Source organism: Ulvibacterium marinum, assembly GCF_003626755.1.
GTDB lineage: Bacteria > Bacteroidota > Bacteroidia > Flavobacteriales > Flavobacteriaceae > Ulvibacterium > Ulvibacterium marinum.
The window spans coordinates 1,303,974-1,324,838 of record NZ_RBCJ01000003.1 but is presented as its reverse complement, the minus strand read 5'-3'; the positions used below and the strand labels follow the sequence as shown (position 1 = coordinate 1,324,838).

Annotated in this window: 20 protein-coding genes and 1 tRNA gene; 13 read left to right on the top strand and 8 right to left on the bottom strand. The window is 40.6% G+C overall.

Annotated features, from left to right (window positions below):
• Window positions 1–368: 368 nt before the first annotated feature.
• The 4 genes from thrS to rplT all read left to right on the top strand — a co-directional run bounded on the left by thrS (window position 369) and on the right by rplT (window position 3,762).
• Window positions 369–2,309, top strand: a complete 1,941-nt coding sequence (gene thrS / locus D7Z94_RS18995; RefSeq protein WP_120713118.1) for a threonine--tRNA ligase — start codon at window positions 369–371, stop codon at window positions 2,307–2,309.
• Window positions 2,310–2,341: 32 nt separating this feature from the next.
• A complete protein-coding gene (gene infC, locus D7Z94_RS18990) occupies window positions 2,342–2,896 on the top strand; it encodes a translation initiation factor IF-3 (RefSeq protein WP_120713117.1) in 555 nt (184 codons plus the stop codon).
• Between the two features lie 169 nt (window positions 2,897–3,065).
• Window positions 3,066–3,263, top strand: a complete 198-nt coding sequence (gene rpmI / locus D7Z94_RS18985; protein ID WP_120713116.1) for a 50S ribosomal protein L35 — start codon at window positions 3,066–3,068, stop codon at window positions 3,261–3,263.
• A gap of 154 nt (window positions 3,264–3,417) precedes the next feature.
• Window positions 3,418–3,762 (top strand): 50S ribosomal protein L20, encoded by a 345-nt coding sequence (gene rplT / locus D7Z94_RS18980; RefSeq protein WP_120713115.1) that lies wholly within the window; start codon window positions 3,418–3,420, stop codon window positions 3,760–3,762.
• A gap of 48 nt (window positions 3,763–3,810) precedes the next feature.
• Here the strand turns inward: rplT and D7Z94_RS18975 are convergent, their stop codons facing one another.
• Complete coding sequence (locus D7Z94_RS18975; RefSeq protein WP_120713114.1) at window positions 3,811–4,233, bottom strand: secondary thiamine-phosphate synthase enzyme YjbQ; 423 nt, start codon at window positions 4,231–4,233, stop codon at window positions 3,811–3,813.
• A 95-nt stretch (window positions 4,234–4,328) separates the two neighbouring features.
• On the opposite strand from D7Z94_RS18975, the gene D7Z94_RS18970 reads away from it, so the two are divergent.
• Window positions 4,329–5,126 carry an HAD family hydrolase gene (locus tag D7Z94_RS18970; RefSeq protein WP_120713113.1) on the top strand — a complete coding sequence of 266 codons (798 nt, stop codon included), beginning with the start codon at window positions 4,329–4,331 and terminating at the stop codon, window positions 5,124–5,126.
• Window positions 5,127–5,214: 88 nt separating this feature from the next.
• Here the strand turns inward: D7Z94_RS18970 and D7Z94_RS18965 are convergent, their stop codons facing one another.
• From D7Z94_RS18965 to tgt, 5 genes are all read right to left on the bottom strand, one after another.
• Window positions 5,215–6,477 (bottom strand): asparagine synthetase B, encoded by a 1,263-nt coding sequence (locus D7Z94_RS18965; protein WP_120713112.1) that lies wholly within the window; start codon window positions 6,475–6,477, stop codon window positions 5,215–5,217.
• Window positions 6,478–6,595: 118 nt separating this feature from the next.
• The gene (gene dnaB, locus D7Z94_RS18960) at window positions 6,596–8,146 is read right to left on the bottom strand and encodes a replicative DNA helicase (protein ID WP_120713111.1); all 1,551 of its coding nucleotides are present in this window, start codon (window positions 8,144–8,146) and stop codon (window positions 6,596–6,598) included.
• Window positions 8,147–8,313: 167 nt separating this feature from the next.
• Window positions 8,314–9,267, bottom strand: a complete 954-nt coding sequence (locus D7Z94_RS18955; RefSeq protein ID WP_120713110.1) for an acetyl-CoA carboxylase carboxyltransferase subunit alpha — start codon at window positions 9,265–9,267, stop codon at window positions 8,314–8,316.
• Window positions 9,268–9,365: 98 nt separating this feature from the next.
• The gene (locus D7Z94_RS18950) at window positions 9,366–10,439 is read right to left on the bottom strand and encodes an LptF/LptG family permease (RefSeq protein ID WP_120713109.1); all 1,074 of its coding nucleotides are present in this window, start codon (window positions 10,437–10,439) and stop codon (window positions 9,366–9,368) included.
• A gap of 1 nt (window position 10,440) precedes the next feature.
• A complete protein-coding gene (gene tgt / locus D7Z94_RS18945) occupies window positions 10,441–11,571 on the bottom strand; it encodes a tRNA guanosine(34) transglycosylase Tgt (protein ID WP_120713108.1) in 1,131 nt (376 codons plus the stop codon).
• A 160-nt stretch (window positions 11,572–11,731) separates the two neighbouring features.
• On the opposite strand from tgt, the gene D7Z94_RS18940 reads away from it, so the two are divergent.
• Genes D7Z94_RS18940 through D7Z94_RS18930 form a run of 3 tightly spaced genes read left to right on the top strand, consistent with a single transcriptional unit; the run spans window position 11,732 to window position 14,229 of the window.
• Window positions 11,732–12,577 carry a transketolase gene (locus tag D7Z94_RS18940; protein WP_120713226.1) on the top strand — a complete coding sequence of 282 codons (846 nt, stop codon included), beginning with the start codon at window positions 11,732–11,734 and terminating at the stop codon, window positions 12,575–12,577.
• Between the two features lie 60 nt (window positions 12,578–12,637).
• Window positions 12,638–13,591, top strand: a complete 954-nt coding sequence (locus D7Z94_RS18935; RefSeq protein WP_120713107.1) for a transketolase family protein — start codon at window positions 12,638–12,640, stop codon at window positions 13,589–13,591.
• Window positions 13,592–13,638: 47 nt separating this feature from the next.
• Window positions 13,639–14,229, top strand: coding sequence for a porin family protein (locus tag D7Z94_RS18930; protein WP_120713106.1), 591 nt, complete (start codon window positions 13,639–13,641; stop codon window positions 14,227–14,229).
• 77 nt (window positions 14,230–14,306) lie between these two features.
• Here D7Z94_RS18930 and D7Z94_RS18925 read toward each other — a convergent pair whose 3' ends face one another.
• A complete protein-coding gene (locus D7Z94_RS18925; RefSeq protein WP_147415934.1) occupies window positions 14,307–15,260 on the bottom strand; it encodes an FKBP-type peptidyl-prolyl cis-trans isomerase in 954 nt (317 codons plus the stop codon).
• Window positions 15,261–15,338: 78 nt separating this feature from the next.
• On the opposite strand from D7Z94_RS18925, the gene D7Z94_RS18920 reads away from it, so the two are divergent.
• Both D7Z94_RS18920 and D7Z94_RS18915 read left to right on the top strand, forming a co-directional pair.
• Window positions 15,339–15,740 (top strand): RNA-binding S4 domain-containing protein, encoded by a 402-nt coding sequence (locus D7Z94_RS18920; protein ID WP_120713104.1) that lies wholly within the window; start codon window positions 15,339–15,341, stop codon window positions 15,738–15,740.
• A gap of 51 nt (window positions 15,741–15,791) precedes the next feature.
• Complete coding sequence (locus D7Z94_RS18915) at window positions 15,792–16,289, top strand: phosphoribosyltransferase family protein (RefSeq protein ID WP_120713103.1); 498 nt, start codon at window positions 15,792–15,794, stop codon at window positions 16,287–16,289.
• Here D7Z94_RS18915 and D7Z94_RS18910 read toward each other — a convergent pair.
• Window positions 16,281–16,796 carry a shikimate kinase gene (locus D7Z94_RS18910; RefSeq protein WP_120713102.1) on the bottom strand — a complete coding sequence of 172 codons (516 nt, stop codon included), beginning with the start codon at window positions 16,794–16,796 and terminating at the stop codon, window positions 16,281–16,283. The two genes, D7Z94_RS18915 and D7Z94_RS18910, sit on opposite strands and share 9 nt — an antisense overlap.
• 169 nt (window positions 16,797–16,965) lie before the next feature.
• Between D7Z94_RS18910 and D7Z94_RS18905 the strand changes: the two genes are divergently transcribed.
• The 3 genes from D7Z94_RS18905 to D7Z94_RS18895 all read left to right on the top strand — a co-directional run bounded on the left by D7Z94_RS18905 (window position 16,966) and on the right by D7Z94_RS18895 (window position 20,864).
• Window positions 16,966–17,038 (top strand) — tRNA-Lys (locus D7Z94_RS18905).
• A 228-nt stretch (window positions 17,039–17,266) separates the two neighbouring features.
• Window positions 17,267–18,487 carry a site-specific integrase gene (locus D7Z94_RS18900; RefSeq protein WP_120713101.1) on the top strand — a complete coding sequence of 407 codons (1,221 nt, stop codon included), beginning with the start codon at window positions 17,267–17,269 and terminating at the stop codon, window positions 18,485–18,487.
• A 1,054-nt stretch (window positions 18,488–19,541) separates the two neighbouring features.
• Entirely contained in the window at window positions 19,542–20,864 is a 1,323-nt protein-coding gene (locus D7Z94_RS18895) for a TolC family protein (RefSeq protein WP_120713100.1), read from the top strand.
• Window position 20,865: the final 1 nt, after the last annotated feature.

The window sequence follows — 20,865 nt, the reverse complement described above, 5'->3', positions numbered from 1 at the left end:
TCAAAAAGGCCCGCTCCTCGTCTCCACAATATGTAAATGAACTTCCTAAAACCCCAAGGGCATGCCCCCAAAGCGGCTGCAAATATAAACCGGTTTTTTGAATTAAAAATGGTTTTTTGATTTTTTTTGCAGCTTATTTTTTCAACCCTTTAGCTGCCAATAAATTAGAATATTTTCCAGCCAAAAAAAGGATTTTGAAATTACTACATTTTGTTTGTTTATGCAAATAATCCGCCTATTCATTATACACAATTTTTAAGGACGGTAGGGGCCCATGCATAAAAGTGCAAACCTCCAAAAACATCCCCATATATTGTTAGCCTGATTATAAGATGTTATCTTTGCGGATCTATTGCCAAAAATTAGATATGATCAAGATAACGTTACCGGATGGCGGGATAAAGGAATATACCGAGGGAAGTACTCCAATGGATGTTGCCAAGAGCATTAGTGAAGGTTTGGCCCGAAATGTTATCTCGGCAAAATTTAATGAAACCACAGTTGAAACAACCACGCCATTGCACGAGGACGGCTCTTTGGTTTTATACACGTGGAACAATAAAGAAGGTAAAAAGGCCTTTTGGCATTCTACATCACATATTGTTGCGCAAGCCTTGGAAAATCTTTACCCCGGAATTAAATTGACCATTGGACCGGCCATAGATAATGGGTTCTATTATGATGTGGATTTTGGGGAACATACTATTTCCGAAAAGGATTTTCCAATGATTGAAAAAAGGGCCATGGAAATTGCACGTGGTAAGCACGATTACAAAATGCGCCCAGTATCCAAAGCCGATGCATTGGCCTTCTACAAATCACAGCATAACGAATACAAGGTAGAGCTCATAGAAAACCTGGAAGACGGCACTATAACTTTCTGTGACCATGACACTTTTACAGATCTCTGCCGTGGTGGTCATATCCCCAATACGGGCATTGTGAAGGCTATAAAGATACTAAGCGTTGCCGGAGCCTATTGGCGTGGTGATGAGAACAAGCCTCAACTAACCCGTGTATACGGGATATCTTTTCCCAAGCAAAAAGAACTTACCGAATATCTGGAGCTTTTAGAGGAAGCCAAAAAACGGGACCATAGAAAACTGGGCAGGGAGTTGGAACTGTTTATGTTTTCCAAAAAAGTAGGCCAGGGATTACCTTTATGGCTTCCCAAGGGTGCGGCACTGCGCGAACGATTAGAGGATTTCCTTAAAAAGGCACAAAAAAAAGCAGGGTACGAAATGGTGGCCACTCCTCATATAGGACAAAAGGAACTTTATGTTACCTCTGGTCATTATGCCAAATATGGCGAGGATAGTTTTCAGCCTATCCGTACCCCAAAGGAAGATGAGGAGTTTTTGTTGAAACCTATGAACTGCCCTCACCACTGTGAAATCTACAATTCCCGACCGTTCAGTTACCGTGATCTTCCTAAACGCTATGCAGAATTCGGTACCGTTTACAGATATGAACAGAGTGGTGAATTACATGGACTCACTCGAGTTCGTGGATTTACACAAGATGATGCGCATATTTTTTGTACAAATGACCAGCTGGATCAGGAGTTTAAAAATGTTATCGACTTATCCCTATATGTTCTAGGCTCTTTGGGGTTTGATGATTTCACCGCCCAAGTTTCCATACGGGATTTAGATACGCCTGAAAAATACATCGGTTCCATAGAAAATTGGGAAAAGGCGGAAAAAGCAATCATAAATGCGGCAGAGGCAAAAGGTTTAGATTTTGTGATAGAAAAGGGCGAAGCAGCTTTTTATGGTCCAAAATTGGATTTCATGATCAAGGATGCGTTAGGCCGAAGCTGGCAATTAGGTACCATCCAGGTGGACTATAATCTACCCGAACGTTTTGATCTCACCTACAAGGGAAGTGATAATGAAGAACACCGTCCCGTTATGATCCATAGAGCTCCTTTTGGAAGTATGGAACGTTTTATAGCCCTTCTACTGGAACATACTGGTGGGAACTTCCCATTATGGTTGATTCCCGAGCAGGCTATTGTACTGCCTGTTAGCGAGAAACACGAAAAATATGCGGAAAAAGTTTTAAATTCCTTGGAAAATAACGAAATTCGCGCGCTCATTGATAACAGGAACGAAACTGTAGGAAAAAAAATACGTGAAGCGGAAATGAACAAAATTCCATTTATGCTTATCGTAGGTGATAGTGAAGAAAAAGACAAAACCATCTCGGTCAGAAGACATGGCGGGGACGATTTGGGAACTATACAGATCAGTGATTTTACTCACTTGGTAACTAAAGAAATAAATAGTACCTTAAAGTCGTTTTAAAAAATTTAAAGTTTAATTAAAAAACACAAGTCATAGCAATACGAAAGAGATTTAGGCCCCAACCTAGAAGGGAGAACAAGAACCCCCACAGAATCAATGAAAAAATTTTAGCGCCAGAGATAAGACTGGTAGGTGACAACGTGGATGTTGGTATTTACCCTACTCGCAAAGCGCTGGACAAGGCCGAGGAAATGGGATTGGATTTGGTTGAAATATCACCAAAGGCTGAGCCTCCCGTTTGCAAAATAATGGAATACAAAAAATTCCTTTATGAGCAAAAGAAGCGCGAGAAGGCTATGAAAGCCAAGGCCTCCAAGGTAATTGTAAAGGAAATACGGTTCGGCCCCAATACGGACGACCACGATTATGATTTTAAAAAGAAGCATGCGGAAAAGTTTTTAAAGGACGGGGCCAAATTAAAGGCTTATGTTTTCTTTAAGGGCCGTTCCATAGTTTATAAGGACAAAGGCGAAATATTATTGTTGAAACTGGCCTCGGAACTGGAAGAAGTTGGCAAAGTTGAGCAAATGCCCAGATTGGAAGGGAAACGTATGACCATGTTCATAGCTCCTAAGACGAAAAAATAAAGAATAGTTGCCGTTTTATACGGTATTTAACGGATACTGAATCAAGCCCTTGTCGGCTTGTTCAGCATAAACAAGCGAGATTGTCTTTTTACAACCTTTCCAGTGCACTCAGAAAGGTCTAAATTCGATTATTAATTAAAAGAGTGCATTTAAATTAAATAGGAAGAAGATGCCTAAAATGAAAACTAAATCCAGTGCCAAAAAGCGTTTTAAGCTAACCGGTACAGGAAAAATCAAAAGAAAGCACGCTTTTAAAAGTCATATTCTGACAAAAAAATCCAAAAAGCGAAAGCTTGCTTTAACACATTCCACATTGGTACATGAGTCGGATGTGAACAGTATTAAAGAACAGTTGCGTTTAAAGTAAACTGCAATTGAGGTAAATTAATAGTAACCCTGGAGTCGGGCAATACAAAGTGTTTCAAATTATAGGTTCTAAATGTTGATTTAAAAAAATCATTCAATAGTTAAAACCGGATTCCAAGTAATTTTAAACCGCCTGCTACAAAAAATTAAACATTATGCCAAGATCAGTAAATTCAGTTGCTTCCAGAGCCCGGAGAAAAAAGGTGATGAAGCAGGCCAAAGGATACTTTGGAAGACGTAAGAACGTTTGGACAGTCGCTAAAAATGCGGTAGAAAAAGCAATGCTTTATGCCTATAGGGACCGTAGAAACAAAAAAAGAAATTTTCGCTCCTTGTGGATTACCCGAATTAATGCGGGTGCACGATTACATGGAATGTCCTACTCGCAGTTCATGGGCAAGGTAAAGGCGAAAGATATTGAGCTAAACCGAAAGGTTTTGGCGGATTTGGCCATGAACCATCCAGAAGCTTTTAAAGCCATAGTTGATAAGGTAAAATAATCCATTGAAAATATCTCGCTTTAAAACCGGTCCATAGGGCCGGTTTTTTTATGTTCCCATTAGAGTGATTACCAAATTCCTTCCAGAGGCATTGTTCCGATGTTCGCAAAGATAGATGCCCTGCCAAATGCCTAAATTCATCTTTCCATTTGTAATGGGTACTTGGACCGAAGATCCCATCAAAGAAGCCTTGATATGTGCTGGCATATCATCGGGTCCTTCATAGGTATGAATATAATAGGGCGTATCTTCCGGTACCATTACATTCATATGACTCTCAAAATCCATACGAACAGTAGGATCGGCATTTTCATTGATCGTTAAACTTGCCGAAGTGTGTTTGATAAACACTTGTAACGTGCCAATTTTTATACCCTGAAGCCCCGGAACGGCCTTTAAAATAGATGCCGTTATCAAATGGAATCCTCTAGGAAACGGAGGTAGTCGTATTTCATTCTGAAAAGACTTCATGAATACTCAAATATAAATTAAATGTAAAACTTTATGACCACAAAGCATAATTTGAATCCTTTGGAATACCTTTGCAGCTTTAGCATTTAAGGCATATGGATTTATCACAGATCAAGATGGTGGTTACGGATATGGATGGTACCCTATTAAACTCCAATCATGAGGTTAGCGAACGTTTTTTTGACCTTTTTCAACAGTTGCGCAAAAAAGGGATTCTTTTTACAGCGGCCAGTGGCAGACAATACAATAGTATTGTGGACAAATTGGATTCCATAAAGGAAGATATCATCGTTATCGCCGAAAATGGAGCCCTTGTCAGGGAACGGGAAACCGAATTGCTCGCCACTCCCCTATCCCCAGGGCTAAAGAACAGCCTACTTACAAAAATTGAAGAGATAGAAGGGGCACATGCCATGCTCTGTGGCAAATACAAGGCCTATTTTGATGGAAGGTCCACTCCTTTTTTAAACGAGCTTAAGGAATACTATGCCAATTTTGAAATCTATGAGAATCTGAATGATGTTGCGGACGAAATCGTTAAAATCGCAGTCTATCACAACCGTAGCGCCGAAGAATTCATCTATCCGGAAATGAAAGATCTGGAACATTTGGTGAAGGTAAAGGTCTCAGGACAGCATTGGGTAGATCTGAACCATGTTGATGCCCATAAAGGGCACGCCCTTGGAAAGCTTATGGAGCGTTATGAGCTATCTTCAAATGAAGTTATGGTCTTTGGCGATTACAATAACGACTTGGAAATGTTGGCCCTGGCGGATTATAGTTTTGCGATGAAAAACGCCCATCCTAGGGTCAAGGAAATTGCCAAATATTCAGCTGGCGGCAACAATGATTTTGGAGTAGAACGGGTTTTGGAAAGATTGTTGGATGCTTGATGTTCGGTATTCAAAGAAAAGTTTGTGGTCTTTCCATACTACTATTTTTCCCTTTGAAGTCCAAAAACTTAGTGCTAAACAAAGTCTATTACGTTTTTTGTTTCTTTTTCCTTGCAGCGGGAAATAGCACGTTGTTCAAAATTAAGCGATACCCTGGCGAAGTAGGATGTAATTCCAATTCAGTTTTTGGGTCACCTACGCGGTGTTGATAGTCCTCGGGATCATGGCCCCCATAAAAGGTAAAAAAGCCTTTCCCTTTTATTCCATGTATGTAACGGGCCTCCCCATTTATCTTGTTCTCGCCCAGTACCATAACCGTAGGCTTCACCTCATCCCTTGTAAACGACGTGGTCTGTCCCATAAATCCCTTGACCAATGCCGTATGGTTCTGGCAAAGCATGGTGGGTACAGGATCCCATTTTGCGGAGAAATCCATTAAGGAAAAATAATCGGATTCCTTGGGCACGTTGCCCCGCTTATTGGTCATGTCTATGGATGAAAACTCGTAGCGCAATGGACTGCGTTCCAACGTAAAATCCTTGAAAGCAAAGGTTTTTCCAAAATCCAACTTGCTTTGATAGTTGGCATCGGAAGGATCGCCATCGAACATGGGTTCACAAATATCGATCCCATCGGCCGCAAGGGCAATATCAAAACTGTCTGTTGCCGAGCACATGGCAAACATAAAACCTCCTCCAATTACATATCTCCTTATTTTAAGGGCTACAGCCCTTTTTGCTTCCGAAACTTTGGTAAATCCCAATTGAGAGGCCAACGATTCCGCCTCTTGCTTTTGTTCAATATACCAAGGTGCGGCGCGATATGCCCCATAAAATTTACCATACTGCCCGGTAAAATCCTCATGGTGCAGGTGAAGCCAATCGTATAGCACCAATTTATCACCCAAAACTTCCTCATCATATACGGTTATATAGGGAATCTCGGCATATGTAAGTACCATAGTCACCGCATCGTCCCATGGCTGGTTACCCTTGGGGGAATACACGGCAATTTTAGGTGCCTTCTCCAATATCACCGCCTCCTGATTTTGGGAAGGGCTACTGATATCGTCTAGAATGGCCTGGGCCTGATCATCGGACAGAATCTCGAAGGATACGCCCCTAATCTGGCATTCCTTACGTATGCTTTCACCATCAGGCAACAGAAAGGAACCTCCCCTATAGTTCAAAAGCCACTGTACTTTTTGCTGTTTGGTAAGGACCCAATAGGTTATTCCATATGCCTTTAAGTGGTTTTTTTGTCCTTCGGCATCCATGGGAATAAGAATGGAAGAGGCAGAAATCTGAAAAGAAAAAAGAATGAAAATAGAGGAGAACAGAATCCTATTCATACTACGGCTATTAGATTCCAATCAAAGTTAAGCGAAAAATCGGGGATATCCCTTAGGTTATACGTTAATCATTCCTGAAAAACGCTCTTAAAGCAACCCTTTAATACTGAATTTTTGCCTAAAAAGGAACGTCGTTATCATCCTCTGGATCTAGAGTATCGTTCATGGAACTTCCGAAAGCTTGGTTGGCATCGGGTAGGTTTTTGGTCAAAAATGGATTCTCCTCATCCGCATTCATTTTGGATTGAAATTCAAATGGTGAATCAAAATCATCCAAATTATCGAATTTACCCAATTGTCCGATGAACTTCAAGCGAATGTTGTCCAATCCGCCATTTCTATGCTTGGCCACAATGAACTCCGCTTGACCTTGAGTAGGTGTACGTTCTTCATCGTCCCATTCATCTATTTTGTAGTATTCCGGCCTATAGATAAAGGATACGATGTCCGCATCCTGCTCAATAGCTCCAGATTCCCTTAAATCCGAAAGAATGGGTCTTTTGCTGCCTCCTCTGGTCTCAACGGCCCTTGAAAGCTGGGACAGTGCAATGACAGGCACGTCCAATTCTTTTGCCAAAGCTTTTAAATTTCTGGAAATAGTTGAAATTTCCTGTTCCCGGTTACCCCCCTTTTGGCTTCCACCGGCAGTCATTAGTTGCAGATAATCTATAATAATCAGCTTTATTTTATGCTGTGACGATAACCTTCTTGCTTTGGCCCTTAGATCGAAGATGGAAAGAGATGGCGTATCATCAATAAACAACGGAGCTTTTTCCAAGGCCTTAACCTTAACGTTCAGTTGTTCCCATTCATGCTTTTCCAGTCTTCCGGTCCTCAATTTTTCCGAAGATAGGCCGGTTTCCGAGGATATTAACCTTGTAATCAATTGTACGGAGGACATTTCCAAAGAAAAGAAGGCCACGGGCACATCCGCATTAACCGCTATATTCCGGGCCATGGAGAGTACCAAAGCGGTTTTACCCATACCAGGTCTTGCCGCAATAATCACCAAATCGCTGGGTTGCCACCCGGATGTGAGTTTATCCACCTTGTCAAATCCCGAAGGAATACCACTTAAACCCTCTTTATTGGCAATCTCTTCTATGCGTTTCTTGGCCTGTATGACCAAATTTTGGGCGGTTTCCGCTGAACGCTTTAGGTTCCCTTGGGTAACATCGTACAACTTGGATTCTGCATTGTCTAGAAGGTCAAAAACATCCGTCCCATCATCGTAGGCCTCCTCAATAATTTCATTGGATATTTTGATAAGACTACGTTGAATGTATTTTTGAAGGATTATTCTCGCATGAAATTCAATATGGGCCGAAGAGGCCACCTTTTGGGTCAATTTTATCAGATAAAAATCCCCTCCAATGGACTCTAGCCTACCATCTCTCCTTAACTGGGTAGAAACGGTTAATAAATCCACAGGTTCGGACGTTTCGAATAATTTAAAGATGGCTTCGTAAATGAACCGGTGGGCATCCTTATAAAAAACCTCAGGATGTAGGATATCGATTACTTCGTCCACACCTTTCTTATCGATCATCATAGCACCAAGAACAACTTCCTCTAAATCAACGGATTGGGGTGGTATTTTACCCCTTTCCAAGTTGATTATGGTAGTTTTGTCTATTTTACGTCCAACAATCGGATTCGGTTTTTCCATGGCTACGAAAATATAGAATTAACCTTAAGTTAACTTTACAAATGGAGAAACGATATTCACCATTGGTTAACATTTACCTTGTTTATAAGTTACGAAAAAGTGTTGATAACAAAAAAAAACCGGAGACCTGGGCCACCGGATTTTTTTTGGTATTATAAATCAGCATATCAGCCGTTAAACACGCCCATATTTGCATATTTTTCCATGCGGAGTTTTACCAATTCTTTTGGTGATAACTTTTCCAATTCCTGAAAATGGGAGGTAATTTTATTTTTTACAATCTCAAATGCCTTGTCACGATTTCCATGGGCACCCCCTGCAGGTTCCCTCACAATTTCGTCGATCAGCTTTAGTTTTTTCATGTCGGTCGCAGTAAGCTTTAGAGCCTCCGCAGCCTGTTCCTTATACTCCCAACTTCTCCAAAGAATGGATGAACAGGATTCCGGAGATATAACGGAATACCAAGTATTCTCCAACATTAAGACCCTATCCCCTACTCCAATTCCCAAGGCGCCTCCAGAGGCTCCTTCACCGATAATCACTACAATAATTGGAACTTTAAGTCGGGTCATTTCCAAGATATTTCTTGCAATGGCCTCACCTTGTCCCCGTTGCTCCGCTTCAATCCCCGGATATGCCCCAGGCGTGTCTATAAAACAGACCACGGGTATACCAAATTTTTCAGCTGATTTCATCAACCGTAATGCTTTACGATATCCTTCAGGATTGGCCATACCAAAATTTCGATATTGTCTGGTTTTGGTATTGTAGCCCTTTTGTTGACCTATGAACATAAAACTTTGATCCCCGATTTTTCCCAGACCGCCGATCATGGCCTTATCATCTTTTACATTTCTATCTCCATGCAACTCCAGAAAGGAATCCCCACAAATGGCCCGGATATAATCCAAGGTATAGGGTCTATTGGGATGCCTTGATAATTGTACCCGCTGCCAGGCGGTTAGGTTTTTATAGATATCCTTACGAGTTTGGGTCAACTTTTTTTCAATCTGTTTGCAGGTTTCGCTGACATCCACATCGCTTTCCTCTCCAATGACCAGACACTTGTCCAGTTGTTCTTCGAGTTCCTTGATCGGTAGTTCAAAATCCAAATACTCCATGATTCCAGTTTAGTTTGTTAGGCAAATATAAAATTTTATGATCTATAGTTTTGAAGTGGATTTATTTTTGAATACTACTCAAAAAATTGGACCAATACCTACCTTTTAGCTTTCTGTAACAAATAGAAAGCCAAAATTCCAAAAAGCAGATTGGGAATAATCACCGCTAATATGGGAGAAAAACCGGATTGTTCCGCCAAGGTACCGAATACCCTATCGAAAAAAATGTAGATAAAGGCCACTCCAATACCAAAAGCTAGGTTAATGCCCATTCCACCCCTTCGTTTTACCGAGGAAACGGCCACCGCTATTAACGTTAGGATAAAGGCACTTATGGGCATGGCCCATCGCTTGTATTTCACCAAAATATAGGAGTTGATGTTGGAAGCACCTTTCCTTTTTTGATCATCTATAAATTTATTGAGTTCTGCCAAGTTTTTGGTCTCGGCAATATAGGATACCGGGGTCAAATCATCGATTTTAAAAGTGAATAGAGTGTCCAATCTCCGTTTTGATTCTATGATAGCGGTATCTCCCTTTACTATTCTTTTTCTATAAGAGGTCAGTCGATACAAACTATCTATCCACCGAATGTTTGTCGCGGAAATCTTAAATTCCAATTGGTCCTCATCGGTAAATCTTTCAAAGGTAAAGTTATACCCTATTTTCCGTCCCGGATCAAAGCTGCTTACATAGATAAAATCATTTTCATTCAATTGATTAAAGATATTGCTGGTAACCCTGTCCTGCTTCCCTTTCTTCAGATATTTATACTTAAACTCATTGAATCCTTTGCTAGCGTTGGGCACTAGAAACATCCCCATGGTCAACATAACGAAGGCTATAATGGTGGCACCTATGAGATAGGGTCTAAGAAAACGTCCATAAGACACCCCAGAACTTAAAATTGCAACTATTTCCGTATTGCTGGCCAATTTGGAGGTAAAAAAGATAATGGAGAGGAACAGGAAAATAGGAAACAATAGACTGCCAATGTAGATGGTAAAATTGAGATAATAGATCAGAATCTCGTTCAGTGGAGCCTCATTGTCTATCATCTTACCGATTTGTTCCGCCAAATTGGCCATGATCCCGATAGGGATAAACAATAATAACATCACCACAAAAGTGACCAAATAGCGTTTTAGTATGTATCTGTCTATAATGGTCACCTTATAGTCTTTTATCCATTTGCTTCACCATTTTGTTCTTCCATTCCATAAAATCACCCTTTAAAATATGCTTTCTAGCCTCACGTACCAACCACAGATAAAATCCCAAATTATGAATGGTCGCTATCTGTTTGCCCAAATACTCATTGGCCGCGAACAAATGGCGTAGATATGCTTTTGAATATTCCAAATCTACAAATGTAATTCCCATACCGTCTACCGGAGAAAAATCATTTTCCCATTTTTTGTTCTTGATATTAATAGTTCCGTGAGCCGTAAAGAGCATCCCGTTCCTGGCATTTCGTGTAGGCATAACACAATCGAACATATCTATACCCAAGGCAATGTTTTCAAGAATGTTTATCGGAGTACCAACGCCCATAAGATATCTGGGTTTATCCTGGGGAAGAATAGCGCAGACCACTTCTGTCATTTCATACATCTCTTCAGCCGGTTCGCCAACGGAAAGCCCACCGATGGCATTGCCCTCAGCATCAACATTGGCAATATATTCAGCAGATCGCTTTCGAAGATCTTTAAAAGTAGACCCCTGTACTATTGGAAAAAAAGCTTGATCAAAACCATATTCTACAGGAGTTTTTTCCAAATGTGCCAAACAACGGTCCAACCATCTGTGGGTCATTTTCATGGATCGTTCGGCATACGTATATTCACAGGGGTACGGCGTACATTCATCAAAGGCCATAATGATGTCAGCACCTATGGTCCTTTGAATCTCCATTACGTTTTCCGGTGTAAAAAAGTGCATGGACCCATCAATATGAGATTTGAATTTTACACCTTCTTCCTTGATCTTTCGGTTGGCAGAAAGGGAATACACCTGATACCCCCCACTATCCGTCAGAATATTTCTGTCCCATCCCATAAATTTATGTAGACCACCGGCCTCTCTCAAAATATGTGTTTTGGGCCGTAAAAAAAGATGATAAGTATTTCCCAGGATTATATCCGGGTCTATATCCTGTTTTAATTCCCTCTGGTGCACTCCCTTTACGGAAGCGACAGTACCCACTGGCATAAAAATTGGGGTCTCGATCACGCCATGGAATGTGGTTATCGTACCGGCCCTTGCCTTACTCTGGGAATCGGTATCATGTAAAGTAAACTTCAAAATTCACCATTAAAGTGGCAAATATAGTCATCTGCCCTGCATAATGTCCTTAACAAAAAAATAAAGTTCCTTGTATTTGTCCCAGTTGATAAAATATTATAATTACCGTTTGGATACCCAAAAGATTGCTCCTACTTTTGGAATCATTAAAAAAATGACCATGTCAGACATTAAAGCTTTAGAGGACATTGTTGTCCAGACCCGTAGGGATATCCTCCGGATGGTACATAAGGTAAATTCCGGCCATCCTGGCGGCTCTCTTGGTTGTACCGAATTTTTCGTTTCCCTATACCATGAAATTATGGAACTCAAAGAGGGTTTTGATATGGATGGTGCAGGTGAGGATCTTTTCTTTTTATCCAATGGGCATATTTCACCGGTTTTTTATAGTGTACTTGCCCGCAAAGGCTATTTCCCTGTGGAAGAGCTGAATACTTTTCGTTTGATAGATTCTCGTTTGCAAGGACATCCAACTACGCACGAGGGCCTTCCCGGTGTTCGGGTAGCCTCAGGATCCTTGGGACAGGGAATGTCAGTGGCCATCGGCGCTGCATTGGCCAAAAAGCTTAACGGTGATGGTCATCTCGTCTACAGCCTACATGGCGATGGTGAATTGCAGGAAGGCCAGAACTGGGAGGCCATTATGTACGCGGCGGGAAATAAGGTGGACAATTTAATCTCTACTATTGACCGCAACGGACAACAAATCGATGGCCCTACGGCAGAAGTTCTACCCTTGGGCAATCTCAATGAAAAGTTTACTGCCTTTGGTTGGGATGTCCTAGAGATACAGGATGGTAATAACTTGGAAGAAGTTATTGACGGGCTTCAGGAAGCAAAGAAGCGAACCGGAAAAGGAAAACCTGTTTGTATTATAATGAATACGATAATGGGACATGGGGTGGATTTTATGATGCATACCCATGCATGGCATGGAAAAGCACCCAACGATGACCAACTGGAAACGGCATTGGCACAAAATCCTGAGACATTGGGAGATTATTGAAAGTAAATCCCCGTTATCAAGACGCCCGCTTTTTCGGGTACAACAAAAAATTACATTTCGATGAAAAAATATATAGACCAAGGGAAAAACGATACAAGAAGCGGATATGGTGCAGGAATGACCGAATTAGGGAGAAGCAATCCAAATGTGGTGGCCCTATGTGCCGATTTAGTAGGGTCATTAAAAATTGAGACGTTCATTGCTGAAAACCCAGATCGTTTCTTTCAGATCGGGATAGCCGAAGCCAATATGATGGGGATAGCTGCCGGGCTCACTATTGGTGGCAAAATACCCTTTGCCAGTACCTTTGCCAACTTTGCCACGGGTAGGGTTTACGATCAAATACGGCAATCCATAGCCTATTCCGGGAAAAACGTGAAAATATGTGCTTCACATGCGGGAATCACCTTAGGGGAAGATGGGGCCACACATCAAATATTGGAAGACATCGGGTTGATGAAGATGCTTCCCGGCATGACTGTCATAAACCCTTGCGATTACAACCAGACCAAGGCTGCCACATTAGCCATTGCGGATTATAATGGTCCGGTTTACCTAAGGTTTGGTCGACCTAAAGTGGCTAATTTTACTCCGGCCGACCAAAAATTTGAAATCGGTAAAGCTTTGCTTCTAAATGAAGGAACCGATGTTACCATACTTGCTACCGGACATTTGGTATGGCAGGCGTTAATAGCCGCGGAAAATCTGGAAAATCAAGGGATCTCCGCAGAGGTTATCAACATTCACACCATTAAGCCACTGGATGAGGAAGCCGTGTTAAAGTCTGTTAAAAAAACAGGTTGTGTAGTATCTGCGGAAGAGCATAACTATTTGGGTGGTCTGGGGGAAAGTATTGCGCGAACCCTTGCTTCTAATTATCCTACGCCACAGGAATTCGTTGCCACTAAGGATACTTTTGGTGAAAGTGGCACTCCAGATCAGTTAATGGACAAATACGGCCTGAACAATAAAGCAATAGAGGAGGCCGTTTTGAAAGTGTTGAAAAGAAAGTAACAGTGGTATCGTTTTTGATACCACTTAGGTATTAAAAAACGAACACTATGAAACATCTACTTATTTGCGCAGCGTGCCTTTTTTTAGGTACTGTTGCATTTGCTCAAAAAGATTCGGGGTACGGTATAAAAGCCGGATTAAACTACAATGCCAATGGCGATTATTTCGAATCGGTCGGGGATGCAGCCCGAGATCCCGATAGAAATGTAGGCTTCCATATTGGGTTGTTCGGCAAGTTGGAAATCAGCAGACTTTATTTAAGGCCAGAATTGGTGTATACTAAGACGAAGTCTGACTATGACGGGGGTGATTTTAATATGAGTAAGCTAGATGCCCCTGTACTCCTTGGTGCTAAAGTTATTGGTCCCTTACATGTTTTTGCAGGACCGTCTTTCCAGTATATCCTTAATACGGAATTTGACGGTATCGATATCGATGATGTGGAAAACGATTTTACCGTAGGCGTCAATATCGGTGCTGGGGTAAATCTGGGTAAATTGGGGGTTGATGTAAGATACGAAAGAGGGTTCAGTAACAATGAGGCTGAATTTATTAATACCAATATCACATCGGTGGGGCCAAGTAGGATAGATACCCGTCCCGACCAGCTTATTGTAAGTCTCTCCTTGAAATTGTAATAATAGCTTTATAAAAAAGGCCCGCTAGTTTGAACTAGCGGGCCTTTTTTAATCCCTTTTTTCAAAAACTTGAAGATTTATTCGTCATTGTCCAAATGGTCCCATATCCCATCGCCATCCGTATCTCGAAAGGTAACATTCCCCTCGTCATCAATATCGATTTCATCACGCGTGGGTATACCATCGCCATCATCATCCGTGTCATTATGGTTAGCTAAGAATACGCCAAAAGGTTCTGTATCTGCGTCCGTATTATCGTTATTCAAATCTCCATCTCCATCTACATCTTCCAAAATAGAAGGAATACCATCACCATCAAAATCGGTATCCGGCTCAAAGGACAAAACATCGATTTTAAATATCAGTGGCGCATATTGAGGAATACCTGAACCAGACGGCGGCCTGTCAAAATATCCTAGACCGGAGGGTATAAAGAGTATGCCGATACCATAATCCTCAAAACTGACGGTCCCATCGCCATTATCAAAAGGACCTTCCCCCGCATTGAGTTTTTCCACACCAATGGCATACCCTGGAATGAGGTTCCCGGAAAGGTATTGATTTACAGGGCTGTTGGAAGCATCAAAGGCATCACCACTTAATAGGGAACCTTCATATCGAAGCACTGTATTATCCGCAAACGTAGGGCTTCCGCCCACACCTTCCCTAACAACCACATAATATAGATTGTGTTGAATTTCTTCCTCATCATCTAATCCATAATCCGCCGATTCTACAACTATGCTTTCCGTTTGAACGTCTTCCCAAAGTGGTCTTTTATCGGCATTGTCCCCTGCAATCGTATCGATTCGAACAAGCATATCAAAGCCAGGATCGATTGGTTCCTCAAAATCTTCGTAGTTGTAAAAATGGGACTTAAGAAATTCCTGCAATTCTTCTTCATCCTCAGTGGCAACTTCGCTCAACAGTCTAGGGGGCACTATTTCCGCTTCCGGTCCATTGTCGTCGTTCTTACATGACCCCAAGAGAATCAGCACCAACAACGGTACTGCAAGTTGAATTCTTTTCATTAGGCAATCTTTAAGTGGGGCAAGATACAATTTTCCCGTATTTTTGCAGGAATCGTTAACAAACAATTTTGAAGGTATATGCGCATTGACAAGTTCCTTTGGAGTACCCGTTATTTCAAAACACGGAACTTGGCGTCCAATGCCTGTAAAAAGGGCCAGGTAAAGGTTAATGGGCATAGCGCAAAACCTTCTAAAGAAGTATATCCGACAGATGATATTATAGTCCGGAAAAACCAAATCGATTATCAATTACAAATCCTGGAAATCCCCCCTTCCAGGGTAGGGGCGAAATTAGTGGATATCTATAGAAAGGACATTACGCCAAAAGAGGCTTTTGAAACCAACGAATTATTGAAGTATTCCAAGGACTATTATCGAAAGAAAGGAACGGGCCGACCTACAAAAAAAGATCGCAGGGAAATCGAAGATTATTTGGATACCCCCTCCCCTTTCCTTGAAGATGATGAAAGCGATAATTAAGACTTAATGTACCGGCAGTTTTTTTATATTTGAAACACAAGCTATTGTTCTATGCAAAATAACATCTTATCCCATCTCCAAATACAACATAAAATACGGCGAATCGCCTACCAAATCTATGAAGCCAATGTAGATGAGCAAGAAATCATTGTTGCCGGCATAGAGGGTGGTGGGCTTGATTTTGCAAAAAAAATACAGATGGTCCTCAAAAAGATAACTACTGCCAAGATTCTTTTATGCAAGGTACAGATGGATAAAAGTAATCCCTTAAAAAGCGGAGTTATCACTTCCATCCCGGAAAAGGAATACTTACAAAAATCCGTTGTTCTGGTGGATGATGTATTGAACTCCGGTACCACTTTGATCTATGGGGTACAGCATTTTCTCAAGACTCCGCTAAAACAATTGAAAACGGCGGTCCTGGTGAACCGAAACCATAAAAAATATCCTGTAAAGGCCGATTATAAGGGTATTTCACTTTCAACATCCTTACAAGAGCATGTTCATGTAAAATTCGAACAGCAGAATGACCGGGTTTATTTAGATTAGAAAAGAACGGATTTCCTTGTCAATCTCTTCTGCTTCCTTCTCGTCGCAAAGTATACTATGCCATGCCCGTTCGTAGAAAAATCCTCTTTCAAATAAATGTTTGCCGATAAATTCGGGCAAATTGGAATCCGGAATATTCTTGATTAGAGGTCGCTCCGATTTTTGGGTGGACAATCTTTTTACCAGCTCCCCAACGGACACCTTGAGGTAGAATACGTTTTTTGTTGCTTTCCGTATAATTTCCATATTGTTCCCATAACACGGGGTACCCCCTCCAGTTGAAAGTACAAAATTGTGCTTTTCCTTTAGTAGCCGATCAAGATGTTCATTTTCTTTTTTACGGAAATGGATTTCTCCCTTTTCTTCAAATAATCGTGGAATGGTAGAACCTTCGGAATATTCTATATACGCATCCAAATCCAAAAAGTCCAATCCCAATTCGTCTGCCAATATTTTACCGATGGTGGACTTGCCACTTCCCATATAACCTATTAAAACTATTTTCAACCGGAATGTTTATTTTAAAAAATGTTCTATTTGCTTTTGAAGGCAAAGAAAAGGTAAATTTCTCCTAAAATCGACTTGTTAAATAAATTAATGATCTTATATTTGCACCCTCTTACGCAATACCGTTGGTATTGCTTCGGCGGGCAGGCCCGCCAAACCTACAAATTATGACCTGGTAGCTCAGTTGGTAGAGCATCTCCCTTTTAAGGAGAGGGTCCTGGGTTCGAGCCCCAGCCAGGTCACTTTAAGACCTTCATAATTATTCAAAAAGTCTGTAAATCGTTGATTTACAGACTTTTTTATTTTTTCTAATCTCATTTGATATCAAATAAAAGCAATTATCGCGGTGCGCACATCGGTGCGCACTTATGGATTTCGCAAAGTGCGCACCGAGAGCCTGTTAAAGTAATTGATTGTCAATTATTTACAAATAAATTTTAACATTTTAGATAATAGAAAAAAGTAGTATTATGGAAACAAATTCGTTCTCAGTTTTATGCTATATCAGAAATAGCAGATTAGATCAAAAAGGAAAAGCTTCTTTATTCCTCAGAATAACAGTGAATATGAAGCGAGCAGAGTTCAGTATTAAGCGAAAAGTGAAACCAGAAAACTGGAATTCTATAAAAGGCAGAATGAGAGGTACCAGTCAAATGGCAAAAGTTCTAAATCACTATATCGATGAACTAGAGTCTAAGGCATATGCTATCCATTCGAAACTTGTAAAGAAAAAGAAACCCTTTACTTCAGAATTGATTAAAAACAAACTTCTAAATAAAGAAGAAAGCTATAAGACCTTACTAACCATTTATGATGAACATAATTCACAAATCGAAGAACTTATAGGTTTAGATTATTCGTATGGTGCCTACAGAAGACATATAAGAACCAGAAACCATCTTCAAGACTTTGTCAAACAGGAATACAAACGAGACGATTATTTTGTAAAAGAAATCGATTTAAAATTCATCAATCGATTTCATCACTATTTGGTGACAAAAAAGATTGGCAATCAAAATACCAAAACCAAATATGTGGTCAACTTTAAAAAGATTATGCGAATTGCTTTTGCCAATAACTGGGTTAACAAAGACCCTTTCTTTCATTGGAAAGCCAAATGGAAAAAAGTAGAACGAGAGGTATTGACCGAATTGGAACTGTGCACTATGATGAAAAAGGAGTTTAAAATGAAGAGGCTTGAACAGGTTCGGGATATTTTTGTTTTCTGTTGTTTTACTGGATTGGCATATACGGATGTCCAAAAATTATCTCAAGACCATATCGTTTTGAAAATGAATGGAACTCGATGGATAAAAATAAATCGTTCTAAAACAGATTCGCGAAGTACCATTCCCCTACTCCCTGCTGCAGAAGAAATCATAAAAAAGTATGCCGACCATCCTATTACTTTGCAAAACGGCTTGTTACTACCAGTGATTAGTAATCAAAGGACAAATGCTTATTTAAAAGAGATTGCCGAACGCTGTGACATAGAAAAACATCTGACCTTCCACTTGGCCAGACATACCTTTGCGACTACGGTAACGCTTGCTAATGGAATTCCTATCGAATCGGTCAGTAAAATGTTGGGGCATCAATCGTTAAAGACCACACAGATTTATGCAAAGGTCATTGATCAAAAATTAAAACAGGATATGGATACCATTAAAGATAAATATAAGTTGAGTTGAGATTAAAATAAGTCCCAATTCTTACCCCTAACTTTTGCGCATGGTTCCTGTTGGGTTTTTGTAGCGTCCCGATAGGTAAGCGTAAATCAAAAATCCAATAGGGCTCAATCTGCTTTTTTGCTTAATTGATGTCTTTTTTAGGGTATTCACAACTTAGGAGTGAAACGAATAAGATTGAATAGCAAGACGGTAACGCGCTAAAGCGACGTTACGAGGTTTGATTTTGGCCCCGAACATCAATAAAACTTAGACTTTTTAACTATATCGCTTTTTTAATACTTAACTTTTTTTGATACAAAAACTCTTGAACAGCCTGTATTTGTTAAATTTTTTTGCTACAAAACAATAGTTAAATTATAAAAAATCTGATAGTCATTTATTCAAACTCTTGTGACCTAGAGGAAAGAACTGAAGAAGTGTTTTTGTGAAATTTTATTGAAAAACACATCTCAGACCCTATAAACATTGAAAAAGTTTATTGAAAAAAGTACTTTAATACCTCGCAAGCAGATTAGTTAGGTAAGGATTTGGGACTTGCAGCACTCCACTTCGTTTCGTTCGCTCTGTTCTTGGTCAAATAAATGTTCTATCTTTTTGCGACCTTCGGGAGAAAAAGCAAGATTGTCATGACAATGACACATCTTGAATTAAACGAAATTAAATTTCATTTAATGCTATAAGTCTAAATAAAGGTGGAATTATTTGCCCTTGATTCCATTAAGGAACAGTCTCAAAAAAAGTTGGTTTTATCGTACCGCTTGAAATCAAGGGTATTTTTTGTAAGGATTGAGGCTTTTGCAACAGAACTAGACTTGCCCTGTCAATTGCAATTGCTATATTCGAAATTAACTTGGATTTCCCAGTAGTTAAAATTTCCCTTCACCATCATCAAAATCCTCTTAATCCTATCCTTCTCGTTTTAATATATGCAAAAAAAACCATTGATAAAAATAGCGGATTGGTAGAGTCAATTTCCTTGGTCGTTTATTTCGTTTTGCCACAGCCGATGTCCGACTGATATTTGATCTTGATTTCCTTAGAAAGGATTGTGACCATGAAAAAAGGTATCGTTTTGGCATTCGCTTTTCTAGCGGGTTTCATTCGTGGACAGGAGCCCGCCGTTTCCACCCAAAAAGTTTGGACGTTGGAGGAGTGCATTTCCTATGCCCTGGAAAACAATATTACAATCAAACAGGCCGAGCTGGAAAAAAAAAGTAGCGAAGTCGACTACATGGCCGAAAAGTCATCAAGATTGCCCAACTTGACTGCTAGCGGATCCCAAAATTTCACGAATGGTAACTCCATCGACCCTATTACGAGCGACTTTGTATCGCAACAAATCAATGCCACTAGCTTGGGACTCAATACCCAGATTACCCTTTTTCAGGGAAACCAGATCAACAACCAGATTGAGCAGCGCAAACTTTTGGTCGATCAATTCGGGTTTTATGAAAAAGAGGCCAAGAACGATATCACATTGCGTATTACCGAAAGCTTTATTCAACTGCTGTTCAGTAAAGAGAACATTGTAATTGCCCAGAACAACCTAATTACTTCACACAAAGAGGAGCTTCAGGCCAAGGCCCGTTTTGAAGCGGGTTCCATTGCGATCAAGGATTATACCGATGCACAATCGCAAACTGCCACGAACAAATACACCCTGATAACGGCAAAGAACGATTACGCCCAACAGCTATTGACCTTAAAACAACTTTTGGAATTGCCCCCCGAACATCCCTTGGAAATTGACGATTCCGAAGGTATCGACCTAAAACTTATCCCGAACTTGGATGACCTATACAAGAAAGCCTTGGAACAGCTCCCTGAAATAAATGCAAGTAAAGTCAATGTATCGGTAGCAGAAAAAGAGCTCGATATAGCCAAAGGGGGATATCTGCCCACCCTTTCCCTAATAGGAAGTATTGGTAGTGGCTACACCTCTACACGGGAATTTACTTTTACCGATCAATTGGATTTGAACTTCAACCAAAGGGCGGGACTCTCATTGAGCGTTCCAATTTTCAATAGAAACAGAACGAAAGCGGAAGTCGAAAACGCCAAAATAGATATCGAAATCGCTGAATTGGCCCTCGCACAAGAAGAGAAAGATCTGTACCTGAAAATAGAAACGGCCTGGCAAAACGCCACCGCGACTCAAGCCCAGATGCAGGCCGCCGATGTCGCCAGAAATGCGGCAATTGAATCGTACCGCCTGGCACAAAAACAATATGAACTGGGTGCCTTGAGTACTACGGATCTTGTCATCAGCCAAAACACCTATACCAATACCGAGCAAAACTACCTACAGGCGAAATATTTAAGCCTGTTGTACACACAGTTGCTGCAATTTTATCAAGGAAACGAAATCAAAATATAAG

What these genes read in the sequence shown, in the direction of transcription:
- thrS (WP_120713118.1), top strand. Translation starts at nt 369, where the DNA reads ATGATCAAGATAACGTTACCGGATGGCGGGATAAAGGAATATACCGAG.
- rpmI (WP_120713116.1), top strand. Translation starts at nt 3,066, where the DNA reads ATGCCTAAAATGAAAACTAAATCCAGTGCCAAAAAGCGTTTTAAGCTA.
- rplT (WP_120713115.1), top strand. Translation starts at nt 3,418, where the DNA reads ATGCCAAGATCAGTAAATTCAGTTGCTTCCAGAGCCCGGAGAAAAAAG.
- D7Z94_RS18975 (WP_120713114.1), bottom strand. Translation starts at nt 4,233, where the DNA reads ATGAAGTCTTTTCAGAATGAAATACGACTACCTCCGTTTCCTAGAGGA.
- D7Z94_RS18970 (WP_120713113.1), top strand. Translation starts at nt 4,329, where the DNA reads ATGGATTTATCACAGATCAAGATGGTGGTTACGGATATGGATGGTACC.
- D7Z94_RS18965 (WP_120713112.1), bottom strand. Translation starts at nt 6,477, where the DNA reads ATGAATAGGATTCTGTTCTCCTCTATTTTCATTCTTTTTTCTTTTCAG.
- dnaB (WP_120713111.1), bottom strand. Translation starts at nt 8,146, where the DNA reads ATGGAAAAACCGAATCCGATTGTTGGACGTAAAATAGACAAAACTACC.
- D7Z94_RS18955 (WP_120713110.1), bottom strand. Translation starts at nt 9,267, where the DNA reads ATGGAGTATTTGGATTTTGAACTACCGATCAAGGAACTCGAAGAACAA.
- D7Z94_RS18940 (WP_120713226.1), top strand. Translation starts at nt 11,732, where the DNA reads ATGTCAGACATTAAAGCTTTAGAGGACATTGTTGTCCAGACCCGTAGG.
- D7Z94_RS18935 (WP_120713107.1), top strand. Translation starts at nt 12,638, where the DNA reads ATGAAAAAATATATAGACCAAGGGAAAAACGATACAAGAAGCGGATAT.
- D7Z94_RS18930 (WP_120713106.1), top strand. Translation starts at nt 13,639, where the DNA reads ATGAAACATCTACTTATTTGCGCAGCGTGCCTTTTTTTAGGTACTGTT.
- D7Z94_RS18925 (WP_147415934.1), bottom strand. Translation starts at nt 15,260, where the DNA reads ATGAAAAGAATTCAACTTGCAGTACCGTTGTTGGTGCTGATTCTCTTG.
- D7Z94_RS18920 (WP_120713104.1), top strand. Translation starts at nt 15,339, where the DNA reads ATGCGCATTGACAAGTTCCTTTGGAGTACCCGTTATTTCAAAACACGG.
- D7Z94_RS18915 (WP_120713103.1), top strand. Translation starts at nt 15,792, where the DNA reads ATGCAAAATAACATCTTATCCCATCTCCAAATACAACATAAAATACGG.
- D7Z94_RS18900 (WP_120713101.1), top strand. Translation starts at nt 17,267, where the DNA reads ATGGAAACAAATTCGTTCTCAGTTTTATGCTATATCAGAAATAGCAGA.
- D7Z94_RS18895 (WP_120713100.1), top strand. Translation starts at nt 19,542, where the DNA reads ATGAAAAAAGGTATCGTTTTGGCATTCGCTTTTCTAGCGGGTTTCATT.